Annotated in this window: 22 protein-coding genes; 11 read left to right on the forward strand and 11 right to left on the reverse strand. The window is 69.0% G+C overall.

Translation table 11 applies throughout. The annotated features are described in order from the left end of the window. Positions 1-3: 3 nt before the first annotated feature. From MMB17_RS14010 to MMB17_RS14020, 3 genes are read right to left on the reverse strand one after another with little or no spacing between them, the layout of a single operon-like run. On the reverse strand, positions 4-498 hold the full coding sequence (locus tag MMB17_RS14010; RefSeq protein WP_241099196.1) for a hypothetical protein: 495 nt from the start codon (positions 496-498) through the stop codon (positions 4-6). After that, on the reverse strand, positions 485-850 hold the full coding sequence (locus MMB17_RS14015) for a rod-binding protein (RefSeq protein WP_238312473.1): 366 nt from the start codon (positions 848-850) through the stop codon (positions 485-487). The genes MMB17_RS14010 and MMB17_RS14015 overlap by 14 nt, the downstream gene beginning before the upstream one ends. A 15-nt stretch (positions 851-865) precedes the next feature. Next, positions 866-2005 (reverse strand): flagellar basal body P-ring protein FlgI, encoded by a 1140-nt coding sequence (locus MMB17_RS14020; protein WP_238312472.1) that lies wholly within the window; start codon positions 2003-2005, stop codon positions 866-868. 247 nt (positions 2006-2252) lie between these two features. Between MMB17_RS14020 and MMB17_RS14025 the strand changes: the two genes are divergently transcribed. Then, positions 2253-2681: a flagellar assembly protein FliX gene (locus tag MMB17_RS14025; protein WP_241099197.1), complete on the forward strand. Its 429-nt coding sequence runs from the start codon at positions 2253-2255 to the stop codon at positions 2679-2681. A gap of 189 nt (positions 2682-2870) precedes the next feature. On the opposite strand, the gene MMB17_RS14030 is transcribed toward MMB17_RS14025, so the two are convergent. Then, the gene (locus MMB17_RS14030; RefSeq protein ID WP_238312470.1) at positions 2871-3908 is read right to left on the reverse strand and encodes a Hint domain-containing protein; all 1038 of its coding nucleotides are present in this window, start codon (positions 3906-3908) and stop codon (positions 2871-2873) included. A 406-nt stretch (positions 3909-4314) separates the two neighbouring features. Here MMB17_RS14030 and MMB17_RS14035 point away from each other — a divergent pair, with 406 nt between their 5' ends. The 4 genes from MMB17_RS14035 (at position 4315) to MMB17_RS14050 (ending at position 7699) form a co-directional block, all read left to right on the forward strand. Then, positions 4315-5688, forward strand: a complete 1374-nt coding sequence (locus tag MMB17_RS14035; protein WP_241099198.1) for an MBOAT family O-acyltransferase — start codon at positions 4315-4317, stop codon at positions 5686-5688. 14 nt (positions 5689-5702) lie between these two features. After that, entirely contained in the window at positions 5703-6710 is a 1008-nt protein-coding gene (locus MMB17_RS14040) for a hypothetical protein (protein WP_241099199.1), read from the forward strand. A gap of 312 nt (positions 6711-7022) precedes the next feature. Continuing rightward, positions 7023-7442 (forward strand): RNA polymerase-binding protein DksA, encoded by a 420-nt coding sequence (dksA, locus tag MMB17_RS14045; protein WP_238312467.1) that lies wholly within the window; start codon positions 7023-7025, stop codon positions 7440-7442. 80 nt (positions 7443-7522) lie between these two features. Continuing rightward, positions 7523-7699, forward strand: coding sequence for a hypothetical protein (locus tag MMB17_RS14050; RefSeq protein ID WP_241099201.1), 177 nt, complete (start codon positions 7523-7525; stop codon positions 7697-7699). 38 nt (positions 7700-7737) lie between these two features. On the opposite strand, the gene flgH is transcribed toward MMB17_RS14050, so the two are convergent. Genes flgH through flgF form a run of 4 tightly spaced genes read right to left on the reverse strand, consistent with a single transcriptional unit; the run spans position 7738 to position 11161 of the window. Then, positions 7738-8502, reverse strand: coding sequence for a flagellar basal body L-ring protein FlgH (gene flgH, locus MMB17_RS14055; protein WP_241099202.1), 765 nt, complete (start codon positions 8500-8502; stop codon positions 7738-7740). Positions 8503-8531: 29 nt separating this feature from the next. Beyond that, positions 8532-9599 (reverse strand): flagellar basal body P-ring formation chaperone FlgA, encoded by a 1068-nt coding sequence (flgA, locus tag MMB17_RS14060; RefSeq protein WP_241099204.1) that lies wholly within the window; start codon positions 9597-9599, stop codon positions 8532-8534. Positions 9600-9613: 14 nt separating this feature from the next. After that, entirely contained in the window at positions 9614-10405 is a 792-nt protein-coding gene (flgG, locus tag MMB17_RS14065; protein WP_238312463.1) for a flagellar basal-body rod protein FlgG, read from the reverse strand. Between the two features lie 15 nt (positions 10406-10420). Further along, positions 10421-11161 carry a flagellar basal-body rod protein FlgF gene (gene flgF, locus MMB17_RS14070; protein WP_241099205.1) on the reverse strand — a complete coding sequence of 247 codons (741 nt, stop codon included), beginning with the start codon at positions 11159-11161 and terminating at the stop codon, positions 10421-10423. 282 nt (positions 11162-11443) lie between these two features. On the opposite strand from flgF, the gene fliL reads away from it, so the two are divergent. From fliL to MMB17_RS14100, 6 genes are all read left to right on the forward strand, one after another. Further along, positions 11444-11956 (forward strand): flagellar basal body-associated protein FliL, encoded by a 513-nt coding sequence (gene fliL / locus MMB17_RS14075; RefSeq protein ID WP_241099207.1) that lies wholly within the window; start codon positions 11444-11446, stop codon positions 11954-11956. A 15-nt stretch (positions 11957-11971) separates the two neighbouring features. Then, positions 11972-13210, forward strand: a complete 1239-nt coding sequence (fliM, locus tag MMB17_RS14080; RefSeq protein WP_241099209.1) for a flagellar motor switch protein FliM — start codon at positions 11972-11974, stop codon at positions 13208-13210. 7 nt (positions 13211-13217) lie between these two features. After that, complete coding sequence (locus MMB17_RS14085; protein WP_241099211.1) at positions 13218-13694, forward strand: DUF6468 domain-containing protein; 477 nt, start codon at positions 13218-13220, stop codon at positions 13692-13694. Then, positions 13691-14506: a MotE family protein gene (locus MMB17_RS14090; protein ID WP_241099213.1), complete on the forward strand. Its 816-nt coding sequence runs from the start codon at positions 13691-13693 to the stop codon at positions 14504-14506. Before MMB17_RS14085 ends, MMB17_RS14090 begins: the two co-directional genes overlap by 4 nt. A gap of 328 nt (positions 14507-14834) precedes the next feature. Beyond that, positions 14835-15902: an HD-GYP domain-containing protein gene (locus MMB17_RS14095; RefSeq protein WP_241099215.1), complete on the forward strand. Its 1068-nt coding sequence runs from the start codon at positions 14835-14837 to the stop codon at positions 15900-15902. Between the two features lie 291 nt (positions 15903-16193). Then, a complete protein-coding gene (locus MMB17_RS14100) occupies positions 16194-17333 on the forward strand; it encodes a hypothetical protein (RefSeq protein ID WP_241099217.1) in 1140 nt (379 codons plus the stop codon). Between the two features lie 141 nt (positions 17334-17474). Here the strand turns inward: MMB17_RS14100 and MMB17_RS14105 are convergent, their stop codons facing one another. The 3 genes from MMB17_RS14105 to MMB17_RS14115 all read right to left on the reverse strand — a co-directional run bounded on the left by MMB17_RS14105 (position 17475) and on the right by MMB17_RS14115 (position 18673). Next, on the reverse strand, positions 17475-17720 hold the full coding sequence (locus MMB17_RS14105; RefSeq protein ID WP_241099218.1) for a catalase family protein: 246 nt from the start codon (positions 17718-17720) through the stop codon (positions 17475-17477). A gap of 203 nt (positions 17721-17923) precedes the next feature. Then, positions 17924-18091, reverse strand: coding sequence for a hypothetical protein (locus MMB17_RS14110; protein ID WP_241099220.1), 168 nt, complete (start codon positions 18089-18091; stop codon positions 17924-17926). A 309-nt stretch (positions 18092-18400) separates the two neighbouring features. Next, positions 18401-18673, reverse strand: a complete 273-nt coding sequence (locus MMB17_RS14115; protein ID WP_241099222.1) for a hypothetical protein — start codon at positions 18671-18673, stop codon at positions 18401-18403. Between the last annotated feature and the right edge of the window lie 274 nt (positions 18674-18947).

The raw sequence follows: 18947 nt of genomic DNA on the forward strand, positions 1-18947 counted from the left end.
GCGTCACAGGCTCCGCGAGAGCACCAGCGGACCGTTGCGGGCGGGGCCGCGCCCGTAGGGGGAGGGAGCGGTGGAGGGCTTGCCGTAGAGCGTCGGCGTGCGGGTGCGGCCGATCTCCTCGGCGAGCGTCTTCACGAGCCCTTCCGAGACGCTGCGGGCCGTGGCGAGCACCGCCTGGTTGGTCTCCACCACCTCCATGAAGTGGCGATGGGCGCTCTTCAGCGCCTCGATGCTCGCCGGCGCAAAGCGGGCCAGGGCGATGGCATTGGCTTTGGCCGCCTCCAGCCCGGTCATGTAGGCCGCCGAGAGCATCGTCTTGCGCGGGGAATCCGCCAGCGCTTCCCGCAGGCGGCCGGCGCGAACACCTTCGCTCTCCCGGACGAGCACGCCTTCGAGCTCCCGCATCGTGGTGGTCAGATCCGCCACGAAGGCTTCCGCGGTGGCGCGGTCGAGGATGCGCAGGGGCCCGGTTTCCGGCCTGCCGTCACTTGCCGCCATTGCCCGCCTCCTGCAGCTTGAGGATCTCGCGATAGACTTGGTCGGCGATGCCGACGCCGCCGCTCTTCACGATCGAGCCCGCATATTCCTTGCTGAGCATCGAACGCCACACGCCGCCGCCGGTGCCGTTCTCGCCCAGCGGCCCCTCGGTGCCCTCGGACTTCGTCAGTTCCTCCATGCTGTTCTCGAGAAACATCGATTCGAAGTCGTTGGCGGTCTTGCGCGCCTTGGTCTCGGAGGCCGTCTTGGCGGCGTCGGAGAGCGTCTTGGAATTGTCGCTGGCGAGGGCGTTGACGATGGACTTGCCGACGCCGACGGCCGCCGAGGCCGCGAAGGTTGCGAGCGGGAGCATGTCTCTCCTCCTCCGTTACATCAGCTCGATATCGGCCTGGAGCGCCCCGGCCGTCTTGATCGCCTGAAGGATCGAGATCAGGTCGCGGGGGCCGACGCCGAGCGCGTTGAGCCCGTCGACGAGCTCGCGCAGGGTCACGCCCTCCTTCACGAGGGCGAGCTTGTTGCCGTCGCCGGTATCGACCTTCACGCCGGTGCGCGGCACGACCACGGTCTGGCCGTTCGAGAGCGGGGCGGGCTGACTCACCTGCGGTTGCTCGGTGATCGTGACCGTGAGGTTGCCCTGCGCGATCGCCACCGTGGAGACGCGAACGTCGCGGCCCATCACGATGATACCGGAGCGCTCGTCGACCACGACGCGCGCGGTCTGATCGGGCTCCACCTTGAGCTGCTCCACCTCCGTGATCAGCTTGATCATGTTGCCGTGGTAGCGGTTCGGGATCTGCAGGGTGACGGTGGCCGGGTCGGTCGGCTCGGCGGTGTCGGCGCCCATGAAGTCGTTGATCGCGGCCGCGATCCGTTTCGAGGTGGTGAAATCCGGGTTGCGCAGGGACAGGCGCAGGGAACGGGCGTCGTTGAGCTTGAAGGCGACCTCGCGCTCAATCATGGCGCCGTTGGAGATGCGCCCGTTGGTCGGCACGCCGCGGGTGATCTTGGCAGCGTCGCCCTCGGCTGAGAAGCCGGCGATGGCGACCGAGCCCTGGGCCAGGGCATAGACCTCGCCGTCGGCGCCGAGCAGGGGCGTCACCAGCAGGGTGCCACCCTGGAGCGACTTGGCGTCGCCGAGGGAGGACACGGTGACGTCGATACGGTTGCCCTGGGTGGAGAAGGGCGGAAGGTTCGCCGTCACCATCACCGCGGCGAGGTTCTGCGTGCGCATGGTGGCGCCCCGCGTATTGACCCCGAGCCGCTCGAGCATCGCCTGGAGCGACTGCTTGGTGAAGGGGATGTTGTTGAGGGTGTCGCCGGTGCCGTTGAGGCCGACGACGATGCCGTAGCCGACGAGCTGGTTCTGCCGCACGCCCTCGATCGAGGCGAGGTCCTTCACCCGCGACAGGGCGAACGCATCGGCACAGGCGAATCCCCAGAGCAGGAGCGCGCCGGCGGCGAGCCGCAGGATCGAGAGGGGAAACGGGCCGTCGCGGAAGGCAGCCATGGCAACCAAAAGAGGTGACGAACGCTGGTCCATCGCGTTGCCAGGAGCATGCCAGCCCGCCCTCTTCGCCAAGCAACTGCGATTGCTCGACTTTTACGAAAGTCGCCTTGGTTTCGCCGGGGAGGCAGGGCCGGTTCCTGCCGGGCGGGCGGCAGATCCTGCCGGGCCGTTTACGCCCGGTTAACCATGCGGGCCGATGGTCGGTCGGGCTTTCACCGGCCCTCTGCGAGGCGGTCCCGAATCCCTGATGCGCGTCGAAACCCGCCCCACCATCGCCGCGGCCGGCTCGGCCGCCAGCCGCAAGACCGCGGGCGGGACATTCGTGCTCGCAGGCGGCACCGAGGCGGGCGAAGCCCGGTCCGCGGCCGCCGCGGCCCAGCCCAGCATGCTCGCCGGGCTCGACGCGATCCTCACCCTCCAGGCGGAGAGCGACACGCCGGAACAGCGCCGCCGCCGCTCGGTCCAGCGCGGACATGACCTGCTCGACGGTCTCGATCGCCTCAAGGCGGCGCTGCTCGGCGGCCGCGTCTCGGCGCGCGACCTCCAGGCCATCGCCGGCCGTCTGGCCGAGCGCGCCCCGGAAAGCGGCGATCCCCGTCTCGACGCGCTCACGGCGGAGATCGAGCTGCGGGCGGCGGTGGAACTCGCCAAGCTCGAGGCGGCGCAGGGCGTCTGATCCGGTCTCTCTCTGCGAGAGCGGAGCAGGCCCCTCCCTGCGCGCCCCGATTCGGCGTCCGCCAGGCTCGCTCTGAGGCGGTGTCACGCCGTTCCTGCGGAGTGATGCCGCAGCCCTCCATCGGACACGAAAGAGGGTGCGGAACGCGTTCCGCACCCTCGAGACGTTCTGCCGGGTCGGCGTGACGGATCAGGCCGAGAAGGCGCTCAGCGCGGCGGTCGGCCAGGCGGCGTGGTGGCTCAGCGAGAGGGCAAAGACCTGATCGAGCCGTGCCCGCTCGGCCTCGACGATCGCACCGTCCACCGCGACCGGGCGGCAGCGGCCGTTCCAGCCCGGGGCCACGAAGTCCGGGTTGTGGAGCGCGTGGTCGGAGGCTTCCGCGAAGAAGGCGCGGTCACCACCATCGATGTAGCTCTCCGCCGGCAGCCCTTCCGCGAGGAGGATGTCGTGGGCGTCGAGCTCGACATGCCAGTAGGTCACGCTCTCGGCGGGCATGCGGGCGATCGTGGTGCCGTTGATCAGGCACATGATCGGCACGAGCACGCCGCCTTCGCCATCGGCATCCGCGCCGACGAGGACAGGATGGCCGGGCGAGAGACGGAGGTCGCGGGCCGGCAGGCCGGGGCCGAAGGCGTCGGCACGCACCCGCACGGGCCGCTGATCGTCGGACAAGGCCTTGCCGGCGCCACCCAGCTCACGGTGACCGATCCAAGTGATCGGACGCAGCGCGCCGGAGGCGGTCACGGCCATGTCGCCGACCTGCAGGGCCTCGACCGCGATCTCGCCGCGGGCGGTGCGGATCAGGGTGCCGGTGGTGAAGCAGACGGGCACGACGTAGTCGCCGCCGGTTCCGTTGCCGTCATCCGCGAAGGTGGTCCGGTTCGGATTGCCACTGCCGAACATCTGGGTGTTGGAGAAGACGTAGCGGTTGGTGGTGCCGTTCGCGCTGCCGGGGACGCCGTTGGAGCCCAGGAACAGGATCTGGTTCGGGTTATCGAGCCCGGTTGCCTTCAGGGTCTCCGTCGTCGGCGTCGTGTTGCCGGGGAGGGTGTAGGTGAGCGTGACCGTGCTGTTGGAGTCGGTCACGGTGCCGTTGAGCGTCACCGGGAAGTCGTAGGTGTCGTCGATCCGGAAGCTGCGCGTGGCATTGGTCGGCACGCCGCCATCGTCGGTGCCGAAGAACCCAGCCTGGTACACGGTGTTGTTGAATGTGATTGGCAGTGCCATTGCCCGGTCCTCCGATTGTATTGTCTATTTTTGAACGGGTCAGCGGACGGGGACTGGCAGATCAGCATATCGCCTTTGCCAGCACCGGTTGTCGCTGGCTCGGTTATTCTGAGAATTCAATAATTGCGCCAGGGCAAAGGGTCCTGGCCTCTTTTGCCTAAAAATCCCGATGACTGGATTTTCCTTCGAGGCGCCTCCAACGGAGCCATGCAATTCCATGGATTGTTGCTGAATTGCGACAGTTGCGGCGCGCCGGCGGTGGATAAGTGCGCGCCTACGGTTTGCGCACGGTCGGATTGAGGCTCGGCGCCCGCGGCGTTGACGCCCGCGGCGGGATTGCCGAGAAGGGCGCCCGCGCGAAGGGCCGGGCGCGAGAGACGGCTCCGGGTGGCCCGATCACGCGTCGATGCTGTTCAATTCCTTCGTCTTCCTCCTGGCCTTCCTGCCCGCGGCGCTGCTCGCGCACGCGCTCGTCGAGCGCTACCGGCCGGAGGGGCGGCTGCCGCTCCTCATCCTCCTCTCCTTCGTGTTCTACGGCTGGTGGGATCCGCGCTTCGTGCCGCTGCTCGCCGCCTCGATCGGGGTGAACTGGCTCGTCTCCCGCGCCTTCCTGCGCACGGGCGCCGGCTGGCTCGTGCCGGCGGCCATCGCCGGCAACCTCGCGGTGCTGGCAGTCTTCAAGTACTTCGATTTCTTCGCCGATCTGGCGAACCTGATCCCGGGCATGGCGGCGCCGCGGCTGGACCTCGCCCTGCCGCTGGGCATCTCCTTCTTCACCTTCCACCACATCATGTACCTGACGGACCTGAGGGCCGGCCGTGCGCCGGGCTTCGGGCTCACCAAATACGCGCTCTACATCGCCTTCTTCCCGCAGGTTCTCGCCGGCCCGCTCGTGCGCTGGAGCGAGATCATGCACCAGTTCGACGAGCGCCCCTATGCGCGGCCGGACGCGGCGGAGCGGATCGGGCGGGGCGTGATGCTGCTGACCATCGGCCTCGCCAAGAAGGTGCTGCTCGGCGACCCGCTCGCCGCCTATGTGAACCCGGTCTTCCAGGCGGCGGCCGCCGGCAAGGCGGTGAGCGCGGCCGAAGCCTGGCAGGCGACGCTCGGCTTCACCTTCCAGATCTATTTCGACTTTTCCGGCTACACCGACATGGCGCTCGGCATCGCGCTGCTGTTCGGCCTGGTGCTGCCGCAGAACTTCGACGTGCCCTACCGCGCCACCTCCCTGCGGGATTTCTGGCGGCGCTGGCACATGACGCTGTCGCGCTTCCTGCGCGACTACCTCTACATCCCCTTCGGCGGAAACCGGCGCGGCCTCGCCCTGCAGATCGGCGCCCTCTTCACCACCATGACGCTGGGCGGCCTCTGGCACGGGGCCGGCCTCACCTTCGTGGCCTGGGGCGCCGCCCACGGCCTCGGCCTCGGGGCCGGCGTGCTCTGGCGCCGGGCGGGCGGGCGGATGCCGCAACTCGTCGGCTGGGCGCTGACCGCCGCCTTCGTGATCTTCACCTGGGTGCTGTTCCGCGCCGCGAGCTTCGAGGCGGCGGTGACGATCTACAAGGGGCTGCTCGGACTGGCACCCGCGGGCGCCGGCTTCAAGTGGCGCACCCTCGCCTTCGCGGCGGCCGTCGCCCTGATCGGCCCGAGCGCCTGGGCCGCCGTGCACCGGTTGCCGCCCCGGCGGAGCCTCGCCCTCGTCTTCGCGCTCCTGTTCGTCGTCGTGCTCCTGAAGATCGGGGACGATGCGAACTACGAGTTCATCTACTTCCAGTTCTGAGGCGGTCGCATCCGATGAGCGCACCGCCGGACGCCGCACGCTGGACCGCCTTCGCGAGAACCTTTCTCGCGACCCTGGTCCTGATCGTCGCCGGCTACTTGGCGCTGGCCTATCTGGTCGATCCCTACGACAGCGGCCGTTCGACCCTGCTCTCGGCCGGCGCGGTGCGGCCGCAGGGGCCCCGCACCGCCTCCGCCCTGCGCGGACGCGATCCCGCCTTCGCGGGAGCCGTCTTCGGCAATTCCCACATCCAGCTCGTGGAGCCGGAGCGTCTCGCGCAGGGCAGCGGCATCCCCTTCGTCCAGCTCTCCGTGCCGGCGACCGGGCCGCTGGAGCAGCTGACGCTGATGCGCTGGTTCCTCGCGCACCATCCCGCGCCGCGGGCGCTGGTGGTGGCGGCGGACGATTACTGGTGCACGGGCGATCCGGCGCTGACCAACGAGAAGCCGTTCCCGTTCTGGTTGCTCGCACCGGATCGCGGCAGCTATCTGCGCGGGCTCCTGCGCTGGCCCGTGGCGCAGGAGGTGGCCGGGCGGATCGGCTGGCTCCTCGGCAAGCGGCACAAGACCGCCCGGCCCGACGGCTGGTGGGACTACGAGCAGAACTATCTCGATCTCGGCTTCGGCACGAATCCCTCCTGGGACGCGCAGCGGGAGATCCGCCCTCCCACGACCCCGGCCCCCGGGCGCGGCGGCCCCGCCTTCCCGGCCGCGGCGCGCTTCGGGGACTTCGTCGAGGCGCTACCGGCGCGCACGGCGCTGATTCTCGTCTTCCCGCCGGTCTATGCCGCAGCCCTCCCGCCCCCCGGCAGCGCGCGGGCCGAGGCGGAAGCCGCCTGCAAGGCCGCCATCGCCACGGCGGCGCGGCGGCACGCGCGCAGCGCCGTGATCGATTGGCGGCGCCCGCGTCCCGGCGTCGAAGATCCGGCCCTGTTCTTCGATCAGACCCATTATCGGCACACCCTCGCCCGGCGTGTCACCGACGAGATCGTACAATCACTGCGGGAATTGGAAGATCGATAGCTTGTAGGGCCCGGCCTGCCTCGGCGGGTCTCGCGGCGAGGGGAGGGGCCTCGGGCAGGAGCTTTCGTGCCAGGGTTTTCATTCGGGAGCGACTTGCCCGAAGCTTGCGCTCGTCATCGCAAAGAATTTCGATTTCTTTCAAAGCATTGAGTCTCAAACTTCCCGAAATGACCGTGGCGAGTTTGCCGCAGCGCCGCGACTTCGTCGCCCCGCCGAAGATCGCACGCGATCCATCCGTTGTGGTGCACTACCACCTCGATTATACGCCTGCCGAAATCGCCGCAGACCGGCAGGAGTTGCGAGGGGCAACGCATGGCGAAGGTCACGATCGAGGATGGCTACGTGCCCTCCGAAGACGAGCCCTTCATGAACGAACGGCAGCGCGAATATTTTCGCCGCAAGCTGTTGAGTTGGAAGAACGAGATCCTGCGTGAAGCGCAGGATACGCTGACGACGTTGCAGAGCGAGAACGAGAACCACCCCGATCTCGCCGACCGCGCCTCCTCGGAAACCGACCGTTCGATCGAACTGCGCGCCCGCGACCGCCAGCGCAAGCTGACCAGCAAGATCGACGCAGCCCTCGCGCGGCTCGAGGACGGCTCCTACGGCTATTGCGAGGAGACCGGCGAGCCGATCTCCCTCAAGCGCCTCGATGCCCGCCCGATCGCCACGCTCTCGCTCGAGGCCCAGGAGCGCCACGAGCGTCGCGAGCGGGTCTACCGCGACGACTGATCCGGACGCGCCTCTTCACGTTTCGGAACAATCGAGACGGGACGTTCTTCCTCCGAAAGCAGTTTTCGGAGGGTTCGCCCATGTCCAACGACGTCTTGATCCTCGTTCTCGCACTCGCGACGATTGTCATCGTCGCAGCCGTCGCGATCTGGCAGCGCGGCCGTGTTGCCCGCCTGAAGGGCGATCCGCGGCGGTCGAGCTTCACGCAGAACCACGGCGGGCCGCCGCGGCCGAACCGGCCGGGGACCGAGCACTGAGCCGAGCCCCCGCTGGAGAGGGCAGGGCGGGCCGCGCCTCAGAAGGGCAGCAGGATATCCACGATCTGCTGGCCGTAGCGCGGCTGCTGCACGTCGGTGATCTGGCCGCGTCCGCCATAGGCGATGCGGGCCTGGGCGATCTTCGTGGAATCGATGGTGTTGTCGGACTCGATGTCCTCCGGCCGTACCACGCCGGCGACGATCAGCTCGCGCACCTCGTAGTTGATCCGGATCTCCTGCTTGCCCTCGACCACGAGGTTGCCGTTCGGCAGCACCTGCGTGACCACGGCGGCGACGTTGGTCGAGACCGTCTCCGCCCGCTGCACGGAGCCGGCGCCATCATTGGAGGTGGTCGAGGTCGCGTTCAGCAGGCTCTTCGGCGTGATGCCGGCGGCGGTGACCGCGGCGTTGTTCTCGAAGCCGAAGGCATTGGGCAGGCCGAAGGACTCGGTGTTGGCGCGCGAGCGCTTGCTCTCGTTGTTGAGGTTGGCCTTGTCGGTGACGTTCACCTTGACGGTGAGCAGGTCGCCGATCCGGGCGGCGCGCTGGTCCTTGAAGAAGGCCCGCGAGCCGGTGCGCCATAGGGAATTCGGTGCGTAGGAGACCGGCTGCACGTCGGGCATCGGCATCCGCACGGGCTTGTAGCCCGGCTGGCTGGTCGGGTCCTCGATCGCCGAGAGCGCCGGTGTGGCGCCGACCTGCGAGAGGCGGTCCACCGTGTTGCAGGCGCCGAGGCCGGCGCAGGCGAGGAGGGCGAAGCCGAGGGCGGCGGGCCGGGCGGGGGTGATGCGGCGGGCGGTCATGGGACGGGCCGTGATCGTGAGGAGCGGGATCAGTTCACGCCGGGGGCGCCGAGGGCGGCGCTCGCCTGGCGGCCGGGCAGCGGGGCCGGGCCGACGGAGACGCGGCCGGGGCCGGTCACCACGGCCTGCAGCACCTTCTTCGAGGCGCTGTTGACGACGGAAATCGTCGCGCCCAGACGGCCGCCCTCGTTGGCGATGCCGCGCAGGGAGAGCACCACGCCGGGCGTCTCGTAGACGATGGTGACGGCATCGCCCCGGGCGACGAGATCCGGCGGGGCGACGTCGCCCGAGCGCAGGATGCTCCCGGCGGAGAGGCTGCGCTGCGCGACCTGGCCCGCCACCGGGGCGGCGATGCCCTGGGCATCGGCCGGCACGGCCTCGCGGGGGCGGCGCTCGATCGTGAGATCCTCGGCCGCGATCGTCTCGCCGCGGTTGAGGCTGCGCATCAGCACCGCCACCTCGCGGATCTCCAGGGCCTGGCCGGAGACGCGCAGGGAGGCCTGCCGCTCGCCGAGCACGATCAGGCCGGCGAGCCGGCGCGTGCGCGGATCGTAGGTCACGTCGAGGGCATTGGCCTGCCCGTCGAGATCGACGGGGGCGAGCAGGACCGGGGTCTCGCCGTCGAGGCGCACGGCGATCGTCCGCGGGTCGAGGCCGAAGCCGGTCTCCAGGGCCCGCTTCAGAGCCGCCTCGATCTCCGGGCCGGTGACCCGGCGGGCGGCGCGCTGCACGCTGATCTGGGCACGGCCGCCGGTCTCGACCACGAGGCCGAGATGGGCCGCCGCCTCGACGATGCGCCGGGCCTGGATCGTGCCCGTGGCGCCCAGCGGCGGGGCACGGAACAGCGGCCGGCCGGCAATGTCGGCGGGTGCGCCTTCGACGAGCTCCCCGAGGCTGAGCACGTCGCCCGAGGCGGTGACGTCGCCGCGCAAGCGCGGCGCGGCGTCCTTTGCCGCTTCCTTCGCCATGAGCGGCGCCGAAAGGACGGAGAGGGCGGCGAGCAGCACCACGAGGAGCAGCGCGCGCAGGATGGCGGACCGGCTCGGCGGCACCGCCTTCGGGAGGGACACGGTCCGGATCGGCTTGAGGTCGTACATCGCGCGCGCCCGCTTCAGCTGCGGAACATCTGGGAGGTGGTGGACAGCATCTGGTCGGCGGCGGTCACGACCTTCGAGTTCATCTCGTAGGCGCGCTGCGCGGCGATCAGAGACGAGATCTCGGTGACGGCGTTCACGTTCGCCTCTTCGAGATAGCTCTGCTGCAGGTTGCCGAAGCCCTCCGCGCCGGGCGAGCCGGTGATGGCGGGTCCCGAGGCCGCGGTCTCGATGAAGAGGTTGTCGCCGATGGATTCGAGGCCGACCTTGTTGACGAAGCGGGCGAGCTGGAACTGGCCGAGGGTGGCGGGGCCAGTCTGGCCCGGCAGCGTCGCCTGCACCGCGCCCGTGGCGCTGATCGTGACCGAGGTCGCGTTGTTCGGGACGGTGACGCCCGGATCGATCAGGTAGCCGTCGCGGGTGACGAGACGGCCCTGCGCGTCGAGATCGAAGGAGCCGTCGCGGCTATAGGCGGTGCGTCCGTCGGGGAGGGTGATGCGGAAGAAGCCCTCGCCGCGGATGGCGACGTCGTAGTCCTTCTCCGTGGAGGTCAAAGTCCCCTGCGACATCTGCCGGGCGGTCGAGGTGGTCTTCACGCCCGAGCCGAGGGCGAGACCCGCCGGCAGGATGGTGTTCTGGTCGGAGGTCGAGGAACCGGACCGGCGCAGGTTCTGGTAGAGCAGGTCCTGGAAGTGGACCTGCTGGCGCTTGTAGCCCGTGGTGCGCAGGTTCGCGATGTTGTTCGAGATGACCTGGACGTTGAGTTCCTGGGCCGCCATGCCCGTGGCGGCGGCGTAGAGGGCGCGCATCGGTCAGGCTCCTTGTCAGGCGACGTCGGCGAGGCGACGGATCGCCGTGCCGCGCAGGTCGTCGAGGCGCGAGATCGTGTTCGAGACCATCGCGTAGCTGCGGTTCACGTCCATGAGCCGGGTCATCTCGATGACCGGGCGCACGTTGGAGCGCTCCAGGGCGCCGGTCTCCAGGCGCCCCTCGAGCCCCGCCGGCTGCGGCTGGCCCGTGGAGGAATAGGTGTTGCCGCCTTCGTTCCGCAGGGCCTGCGGGTTGGGGAAGCGGACCATGCGCAGGCGCCCGCGCACCCCGAAATTCGTCGAGATCGTGCCGTCCGGCGCGATGGCGATGCCCGTCTCCTGCTGGCCGATGGCGATCGGGCCGTTGTCGCCTTGGACGATGTTGCCGTCCGAATTGACGAGGTTGCCCTTGGCGTCGATCTCCAGGGCGCCGTTGCGGGTGTAGCGGGTGCCGTCCTTGGTCTGCACGACCAGGAAGGCATCGCCCTTCACCGCCACGTGCAGCGGGTTGCCGTCCGGCTCGATCGGCCCCTGCGAGAGGTCGAGGGGCGTGCCGGTATCCATCACGTAAGAGACCCGGCGGTCGGGCATGGGGAAGCTGTCGGCCCGGGCGGTCGGGCTCAGGAATTCCTCGAAGCGGGCGCTGCGGGCCTTGAAGCCCGTGGTCGAGACGTTGGCCATGTTGTTGGCGATGACGTCGAGCTCGCGCGCCAGGGCGACCTGGGCGGAGGTTCCGACGAAGAGCGCGTTCTGCATGGGCGGCCTCGGGCAAGGGACGTCGTTCGCGGACAGCACCGCAGGCAACGTGCCAGAGCGAGGCATAAAGTTTTACGCAATTATTTCAGATATTTAGGCGAAAAATCCTTCGTTTTCCCGGGCCGGGCGCGATGGTCCATCGGCAGGTTCGACCCGGCAGAATCTGCCGCCTTAATCACACGTTAACCACGTTGGCCGATAAGGCGAAGGTCGCCCCTTGCCCGCTCGGGCCGGCGGGGCCGACATCGCTGGACGTGCGCGTAGGACCGGGACGCTCGGATCATGGCCAAGAAGCCGCAGAAGGCACCGGAGGCCGAAGGCGAAGCCGGCGAGGACGCCCCGAAGTCCAAGAAGAAACTCATCATCATCGGCGCGGTGGTCGGCCTGCTCCTCCTCGGAGGCGGCGGCTTCTTCATGATGAAGGGCCATGGCGGCGGGGAGGGCGGCGAGCACGGCGCCCATGCCGCCGTGGAGGAAAAGAAGCCGGCGGTCTTCCTCGACGTCCGCGACATGATCGTGAACCTGAGCCCCGAGCCGGGCCAGCAGAAAGGCGGCTTGCTCAAGCTCCGCGTCGCCCTCGAACTCAAGGACGCCAAGGTCGAGCAGGAGGTGTCGCCGCTGCTCCCGCGCGTCGAGGACGCCTTCCAGACCTACATGCGCGAATTGCGTCCGAGCGACCTCGCCGGGTCGGCCGGCCTCTATCGCCTGCGCGAGGAGCTGTTGCGGCGGGTGAACGTCGCGATCCACCCGGCCAAGGCCGAGGCGGTGCTCTTCAAGGACGTCGCGGTTCAGTAGGGGCGGGAGCGACCCATGGCCGGACCCGACGACGATCTCCAGTCCGGCGCCGCAGGCGGCGCGGACGAGGACGATTGGGCCGCCGCCCTGATGGAGCAGGGCGCGGGCGGCGATGCCTCGCTCGCCGAGGAATGGGGCGCCGCGCTCGCCGAGCAGGGCACCACCAACAACACGGGCGATGTCGCCGCCGAATGGGCGACGATGATCGAGGACGGGGAGACGGAGAACCTCCCCGAGCTCGCCGGCAACGACCGCATCCTCAACCAGGAGGAAATCGATGCGGTCCTGGGCTTCTCCCTGCGCGAGCTCTCCGCCTCCGGGGCGGGGGGCGTGCGCGCCATCGTCGATTCGGGCGTCGTCCAGCACGAACGCCTGCCGATGCTGGAGATCGTCTTCGACCGGATGATCCGGTTGCTGTCGACCTCCCTGCGCAACTTCTTCCAGGACAACGTCGAGGTGACCCTCGACAACATCACCTCGGTCCGGTTCGGCGACTACCTCAACGCGATCCCGCTCCCCACCCTGCTCGGGGTGTTCAAGGCGGATGCCTGGGAGAATTCCGGCCTCGTCACCGTCGAGCAGACGCTCGCCTACTCGACCCTCGACCTGCTGCTCGGGGGCAAGCGCGGCGGCGCCTCGACCCGCCTCGACGGCCGTCCCTTTACCTCGATCGAGATGACGCTGGTGCGCCGCCTCATCGAGATCATCCTCACCGACCTGGAGCAGTCCTTCCAGCCGCTCTCGCCGGTGCGCTTCGGCATCGACCGCATCGAGACGAACCCCCGCTTCGCCACCATCACCCGGCCGGCCAACGCAGCGATCCTGATCAGCCTCAAGCTCGACATGGACGGCCGCGGCGGCGGCCTGCAGATCCTCTTCCCCTATGCGACCATCGAGCCGATCCGCGATCTGCTCATGCAGAGCTTCATGGGCGAGAAGCTCGGGCGCGATCCGGTCTGGGAGGGGCACCTCGCCACCGAGCTCTGGCAGGCGGATGTCGAGATGGAGGCGGTGCTCCACGAGATGACGCTGCCCCTGAAGCGCGTGCTCAACCTCAAGGTCGGCGATACGCTGATGTTCGACAAGAAGCCGTCCGACCTGATCGCCGTGCGCTGCGGCGACTGGGCGCTCACCCAGGGGCGGATCGGCCGGATCGACGACGCCATCGCCGTGCAGATCGCCCGGCCCCTGCGTCAGTCGCGCACCACGCTCCAGGCCTACGAGGCCTCCATGAACAACCGCAACGACGGGTGATGCGGCCGTGACGCTCTTCGTCTCTCTCGCTGCCGACATCCTCGTGGCGATCCTTCTCGTGGCGACGATCGCCACCTCGCTGAAGCTGTCGCGGCGCATCACCACCCTGAAGGCGGACGAGGCCGCCATGCGCCAGACCATCGGCGACCTCGTGGTCGCCTCGGCCACCGCCGAGCGGGCGATCACGGGCCTGCGCGCCACCCTCGACGACTGCGACCGCACCCTCGCGGAGCGCCTTGCCGCCGCCGAGCGCGGCTCGGCGGAGCTCGCCGCCCAGGTCCGGGCGGGGGAGCAGGTCGTGGCCCGCATCGGCGCGATCGTCGCCAATGCCCGCGCAGCCTCCGCGGCCGAGGCGGCGCCGGCCCGCATAGTCGAGCCGATGCCCGAGGCCGCCGGCAATGGCGAGCGTCTCGGCGCGGCGCTCGCCGCCGCCCAGGCCCTGTCCGAGCGCGCCCTCGACCGGCTCCGGGCCAGGGCCGCATGAGCGCGCCGACGCGCCGCCCGATCCGCCCCCTCGTGCGCTTGGCCAAGCTTCCGGCGCGCCCCCTGCAGCTGCGCCTCATCGATGCCGTGGCGCTGGCGGCCGGCGGGCTGCTCGTGCTGAAGCTCGCCGCCCTTCTCCAGGTGACCAGCGCACCGGCGCCCGGAGCGCCGCTGCCCGACTTCGCCCGGGCGCTCGCCAGCCCCCGCACCGGCTACGAGCCGCCGGATCCCGCCACCACCGGCTCGGTCGGGCATGGCAGCGCCCCGGAGAAGACGGAGGAGAAGCCCGCGGAACCGCCGGTCTACCAGCCGAAGGTGCCCGAACCAGTCTCCCCCAGCGAGAAGGTTCTCCTCGAGAAGCTCAGCGCCCGCCGCGACGCGCTCAAGCAGCGCTCCGACAGTCTCGACCTGCGCGAGCAGCTCCTCAACGAGGCCGAGAAGAAGCTCGAGACCGGTGTGGCCGACCTCAAGCAATCCGAAGACAAGATGGATGTCGGAGGCACGAAGAAACTTGAAGCGGAGCGCGTGGCCCTCAAGGGCATCGTCACGATGTACGAGACGATGAAGCCGAAGGATGCGGCGCGCGTCTTCGACCGGCTCCGCCTCGACGTCCTAGTGCCGATCGTGCTCGCCATGAACCCGCGCAAGATGGCCGAGGTGCTGGCCGTGATGCAGCCGGAACCGGCGGAGAAGCTGACGGTGGCGCTCGCCAACCGCGCCCGCGGCGTCGACGCACCGCAAACGGGCCAGACAGCCGCCGGTTTACCACCGAACGAACTACCAGCGATTGATCCGACCACAAATTCCCGCTGAAGTTGTATTTTCTCCGCTACGATCTCAATATGAGATAAATTGTGCGGTTCAAGAGATCGGTTGGTCTATCGGTTCGTGCATGTGATGCTCTCGCCGAAGTTGCAATGCCGGCGTCCCATCCAAATGCAAAAAGACCAACTTAGAGGCTCCGAATATCCTGAATCTAAGCACGTGTCTTTCCAAACTTTTTACGAGCGGGGCCTAAAGGTGTCCGTGCGCTGGAAACTGTTTTGCGTACGGTGGCACATCGGGGAGGTGCCGTCCCGCCGTGCGCGGAGCTGTGTGTTCGGCAAATTCTAGTTGTGCGGGAACGAGGCCTGCGCCGACCATGCTCAACCGCGCCGTCACCGTTCTCACAGACAGGCTCGACCGCAGCCATGAGCTTGTCGAGGTGGCGAAGATGGTCGCCGATTGTCGCGTGGTCGGGCTCGATGTCTCCTGGAGCCAGGAGCACTGCGCCGGCGTCATCGCCGATGTGACACTGTCGCGCCCGCAGACGAAGAGCTGCCTGCGCGCGCTCGCCGCGAGCCGCCGGGGCAAGCCCCCCCTGCCCGTGATCTTCCTCACCCGCGGCAACGACCAGTCGCTCCTGCGCGAGGCTCAGAGCCTCGGCGCCACGGCCTGCATGCCGGCCTATTCGGATCCCAAATCCGTCGTGAACGCGCTGGTCCACCAGATCAGCCCCGGCAAGACCATCGCCGACATCATCGTCACCCGGGAGGTCGCCCGCACCGGGTCGGTGATGACGGCGCTGTTCAAGGGGGCGGAGCGCGGCGCCGTCGCCATGGAGACGGTCGAGCGCGGCATCGACCCCGTCTTGACCGCGATCAAGGAGGGCGGCCTGGCCCGCTGGCTCGACGACGTCTGGGCGCATGACGACGTCACGTTCCAGCACTGCCTGCTCGTCTCGGGCCTGACCGCGACCTTCGCATGCAATCTCGGCCTGTCGAAAGCCGACCAGCGGCTGCTGACGCGGGCGGCCCTCGTGCACGACGTCGGCAAGTCGAAGATCCCCCTCGAGATCCTCAACAAACCGGGCAAGCTCGAGGACGACGAACGGGCCGTGATGCAGACCCATGCCCCCCTCGGCTACGACATCCTCGCGGCCTCCGGCGATTGCGATCCCGTGACCCTCGCCGTCGCCCGCCACCACCACGAGCTTCTCGACGGGTCGGGCTATCCCGACAGCCTCAGCGGCAACGCGATCAGCGATCCGATCCGCCTCCTGACGATCTGCGACATCTACGCGGCCCTGATCGAGCGGCGCCCCTACAAGAAGCCGCTGTCGTCCACCGAAGCCATGCACATCCTCGAAAGCATGCGTGGCAAGATCGAGCAGAGCCTGGTCGTCGCGTTCGGAGACGCCGTGGTCTCGCACGAACGGCTGGTCGCCTAACGCGCCGCGTCGAAGCCAACCAGAGAGCTCGCCGGAACGGAAGGCCTGCAGAGACGCGCTCGGGCGCGATCCCAAGGCATGCACCGAGAGGCATGCACCGAGAGACATGCGCCGACAGGTTTTCGCGGCGCAGCACAATCTCGCACAGCATTGAATCGTGCACGACAAGGCTCCGTCGAAGCTTTGCCGTTGCGTTATTCGTTAAAAATCGAAAAATTCCGCCGAACCCTTTTGCCGAGATCGGCGTTCCAAGGCGCAGAACCCTGGAAATCTTTCTCGGAGAACGGGTCCATGAAAAAGTATGCGATCGGATTGGCGGCTCTTCTGCTGAGCACCTCCGTGTACGCGCAGCAGCAGGGCGGTGCGGGTGCCGCGGCGGGGGCCTCGGGCAGGGCGACGTCCGAGGCGGGCGCGTCCCAGCGGGGCAGCGAAGCCGGCGGCAGGACCGGCGGACAAGAGGGCCTCGGCGCCGAGTCGCGTTCGGGCAGCCGTGCGGCCGGCGGCGAGGCTGGCGACCGGCAAGCGGGCATGGGCCGCGAGGGCCGCGGCTCCTCCGCCGGGGATGCCCGGGGCAACGAGGGTCGCAATGCCGGGCTGGACCGTGAGGGCCGCCACGGCGGGATGGGCGACAGGGATCGGCAGGCCGACCGCACCGGTCGTGGCGAAGGCCGCGACTCGTTCCGCGGCGAGCATCGGGACCGCTTCAGCGAGGATCGCCGCAGCGTCAGCACCAACCGCTCCAGCCGCGTCGAGGGTGGTTTCCGCCGCGAAGGGCGTTTCGTCTTCATCGGCGGTCAGCGGGTGGTCTATGGATCGCCGGAATATCGCCGCCTCATCGTCGAGCACCGGCACGGCCCGCGGGTGCGGTACGTGACCATCCGCGGCCAGCGGGTGATCTACGGTTCGCCGGAATACCGCCGGCTGGTCGTGTCCGAGCGTTCGGGCGGCTCCCGCGAGCGCTACGTCACCATCCGCGGCCAGCGCGTGCTCTACGGCTCGCCGGAATATCGCCGCCTGACCACCGTCGAGAGCCGCACCACCGTATCGGGCCGCGGCGGGGGTTACGAGCGATCCGGCGTCGGCGTGTCGAGCCGCTCCGAATCCCGTGTCAGCGAGCGGGGCGGCTTCCGCCAGGATCGCTCCCATGCTGAGCGGAACACGACCACCGAGCGCGGCAGCCGCGAGTCGACCGAACGCGGCAGCGTGCGCGATGCCGGCATGAAGGGCGGCGAGGATCGCGGCAACATCCGCAACACCGGTGCCCGCGACGGGAGCGGTGCGGGCCTGCGCAACGCGGGCGAGCGGTCCGGCAGCGGTCGCATGGGCGGTGAGGCCGGCGGCGGCACGATGGGCCGCGGCGACACCACCGGCTCCACGAACTCCGCCGGCAGCGGCAAGCAGGGCGGCAGCATGGGCGGCCGCGGCAACTGAAGCCGACACACAGCGAACGAAACCGAAGAGGGGCTCCAGGGCCCCTCTTTTTTCATGTCGCTCCACGCCGGGTCACGCGGGATGCGCTTGGTCGTCAGCCGAGGAACATCGCCGCCATCGCGGGCCGAGCCGAGGCCCGGATCAGGCCGGCACATGCTCACGGAAGGGGGCTCGCCCTCGGCCACCCGATTGCGCGGCATGCCGGAACCGCGAGAGCGCCCGATAGGTCTTCAGCCGCGCCCGCATCAGCGAACCCGGGAGCCGCTGTGCGGCGAGGCTGTGGGCTGGCCGGAGCGAAAGCACATCGTCGGCGAAGGTCCGCTTCGCTTCCGCGAGGCCGTCCTCCGGCGGCAGGACGAGGCGGGCCACCGTGCGGTAGGGGCTCACTCCTCGTCCCAGGGTTTCGAGGCGTCCTCGACCGGCACCGTGTCGAGATCCAGGCAGAGCCGAACGCGGATCTCGAACACCACCTCCCGTCTCTGCAGGTCTGCGGCTCCGAAAGGCGCAGGCGGATGCGGGACGAGCCCCGCGGGACAAACGAAAAGGGCCGGGCAATGGCCCGACCCTCTCGTTTCGACAGTTTGGATGATTCAGCGGCCCGCGGCGCCGCCACCGCCGGCATCGGACCCGCTATTGCCCATGTTGCCGCCGGCATTGGCGCCGGCCGCACCGCCCACCGAGGGGTTCACACCGGTTCCGGTGCCCCGGCCGACCGAGCCCGTGGCGTCGCCGGTCGCCGATCCGGTCGTGCGTTCCATGCTCTTCTCGGAATTGCTCTTCACACTTCCGGGATTGTTCATGTTGCCGGTGGCGCTGCCGCCCCCGGCGGCCGTCTGCGCGAAGGCTGCTCCCGAAAGAGACAAGGTCAGTGCAGCAGCAAGCGCAAGAGTTCCGTTACGCATATCTTCTCCATCCCTAGAGGTTTCCCGTCAACAACTCCAGGATACAGAGATTGTTCATTCCTTGATTGCGACCTACGACAAATATTATCGACGCTATACGCCAGCGCCCCGCTTTGCCGCGTGAGGCGAGGGGAGCGGAGGTTCAGCCCCCTCGCGCCGCCAGGATCAGCGAGCCGCCGGAGCGGAGGTGGCGCCGTTGCTGTTGCTGCTCTTGGGGTGGCCAACGGACCCGGTCGTATCCTGGCTCGGGTTTCCGGCGGGAGCGCCGGCGTGGGGAGCGCCCGTCCGCTCAAGACCCTTTTCGGAATTGCTCTTCACGCTGCCGGGATTGTTCAGGTTGTGCTCGGTTCCCGCCGGGGCGGTCGTGCTCTGAGCGAGGGCGCTGCCCGTGAGGCCGAGGCTGAATGCGGCAGCGAGCGTCAGGATCGTGATGCGCATGGCGTGTCGTCCTCCTGTGTCTTGGACTTCGACAACCCCAGGCACGGTCGATAGTTCGGTCCGGGCGCTCCGGGCGCATTCAGAGGCCAGGCCTTCAAGAGCGCGCTGTCAACGACGCTCCCGAACCGAGCGATCGCCGCGTCCGAGAACGGACTCGATCACGCTCCGGGTCGAAGGGCTGAGCCCGCGGTCGCCGCGCAGGCGACGGGGATCCGCCCGCTCCAAGCGCTGCACCTCCGGTGCGCAACGCCGGAGCAGGAGCGCCGGCGAGGCC

Origin of the sequence: Methylobacterium organophilum, assembly GCF_022533465.1 — a bacterium.
In the GTDB taxonomy this organism is placed as follows: Bacteria; Pseudomonadota; Alphaproteobacteria; order Rhizobiales; family Beijerinckiaceae; genus Methylobacterium; species Methylobacterium organophilum.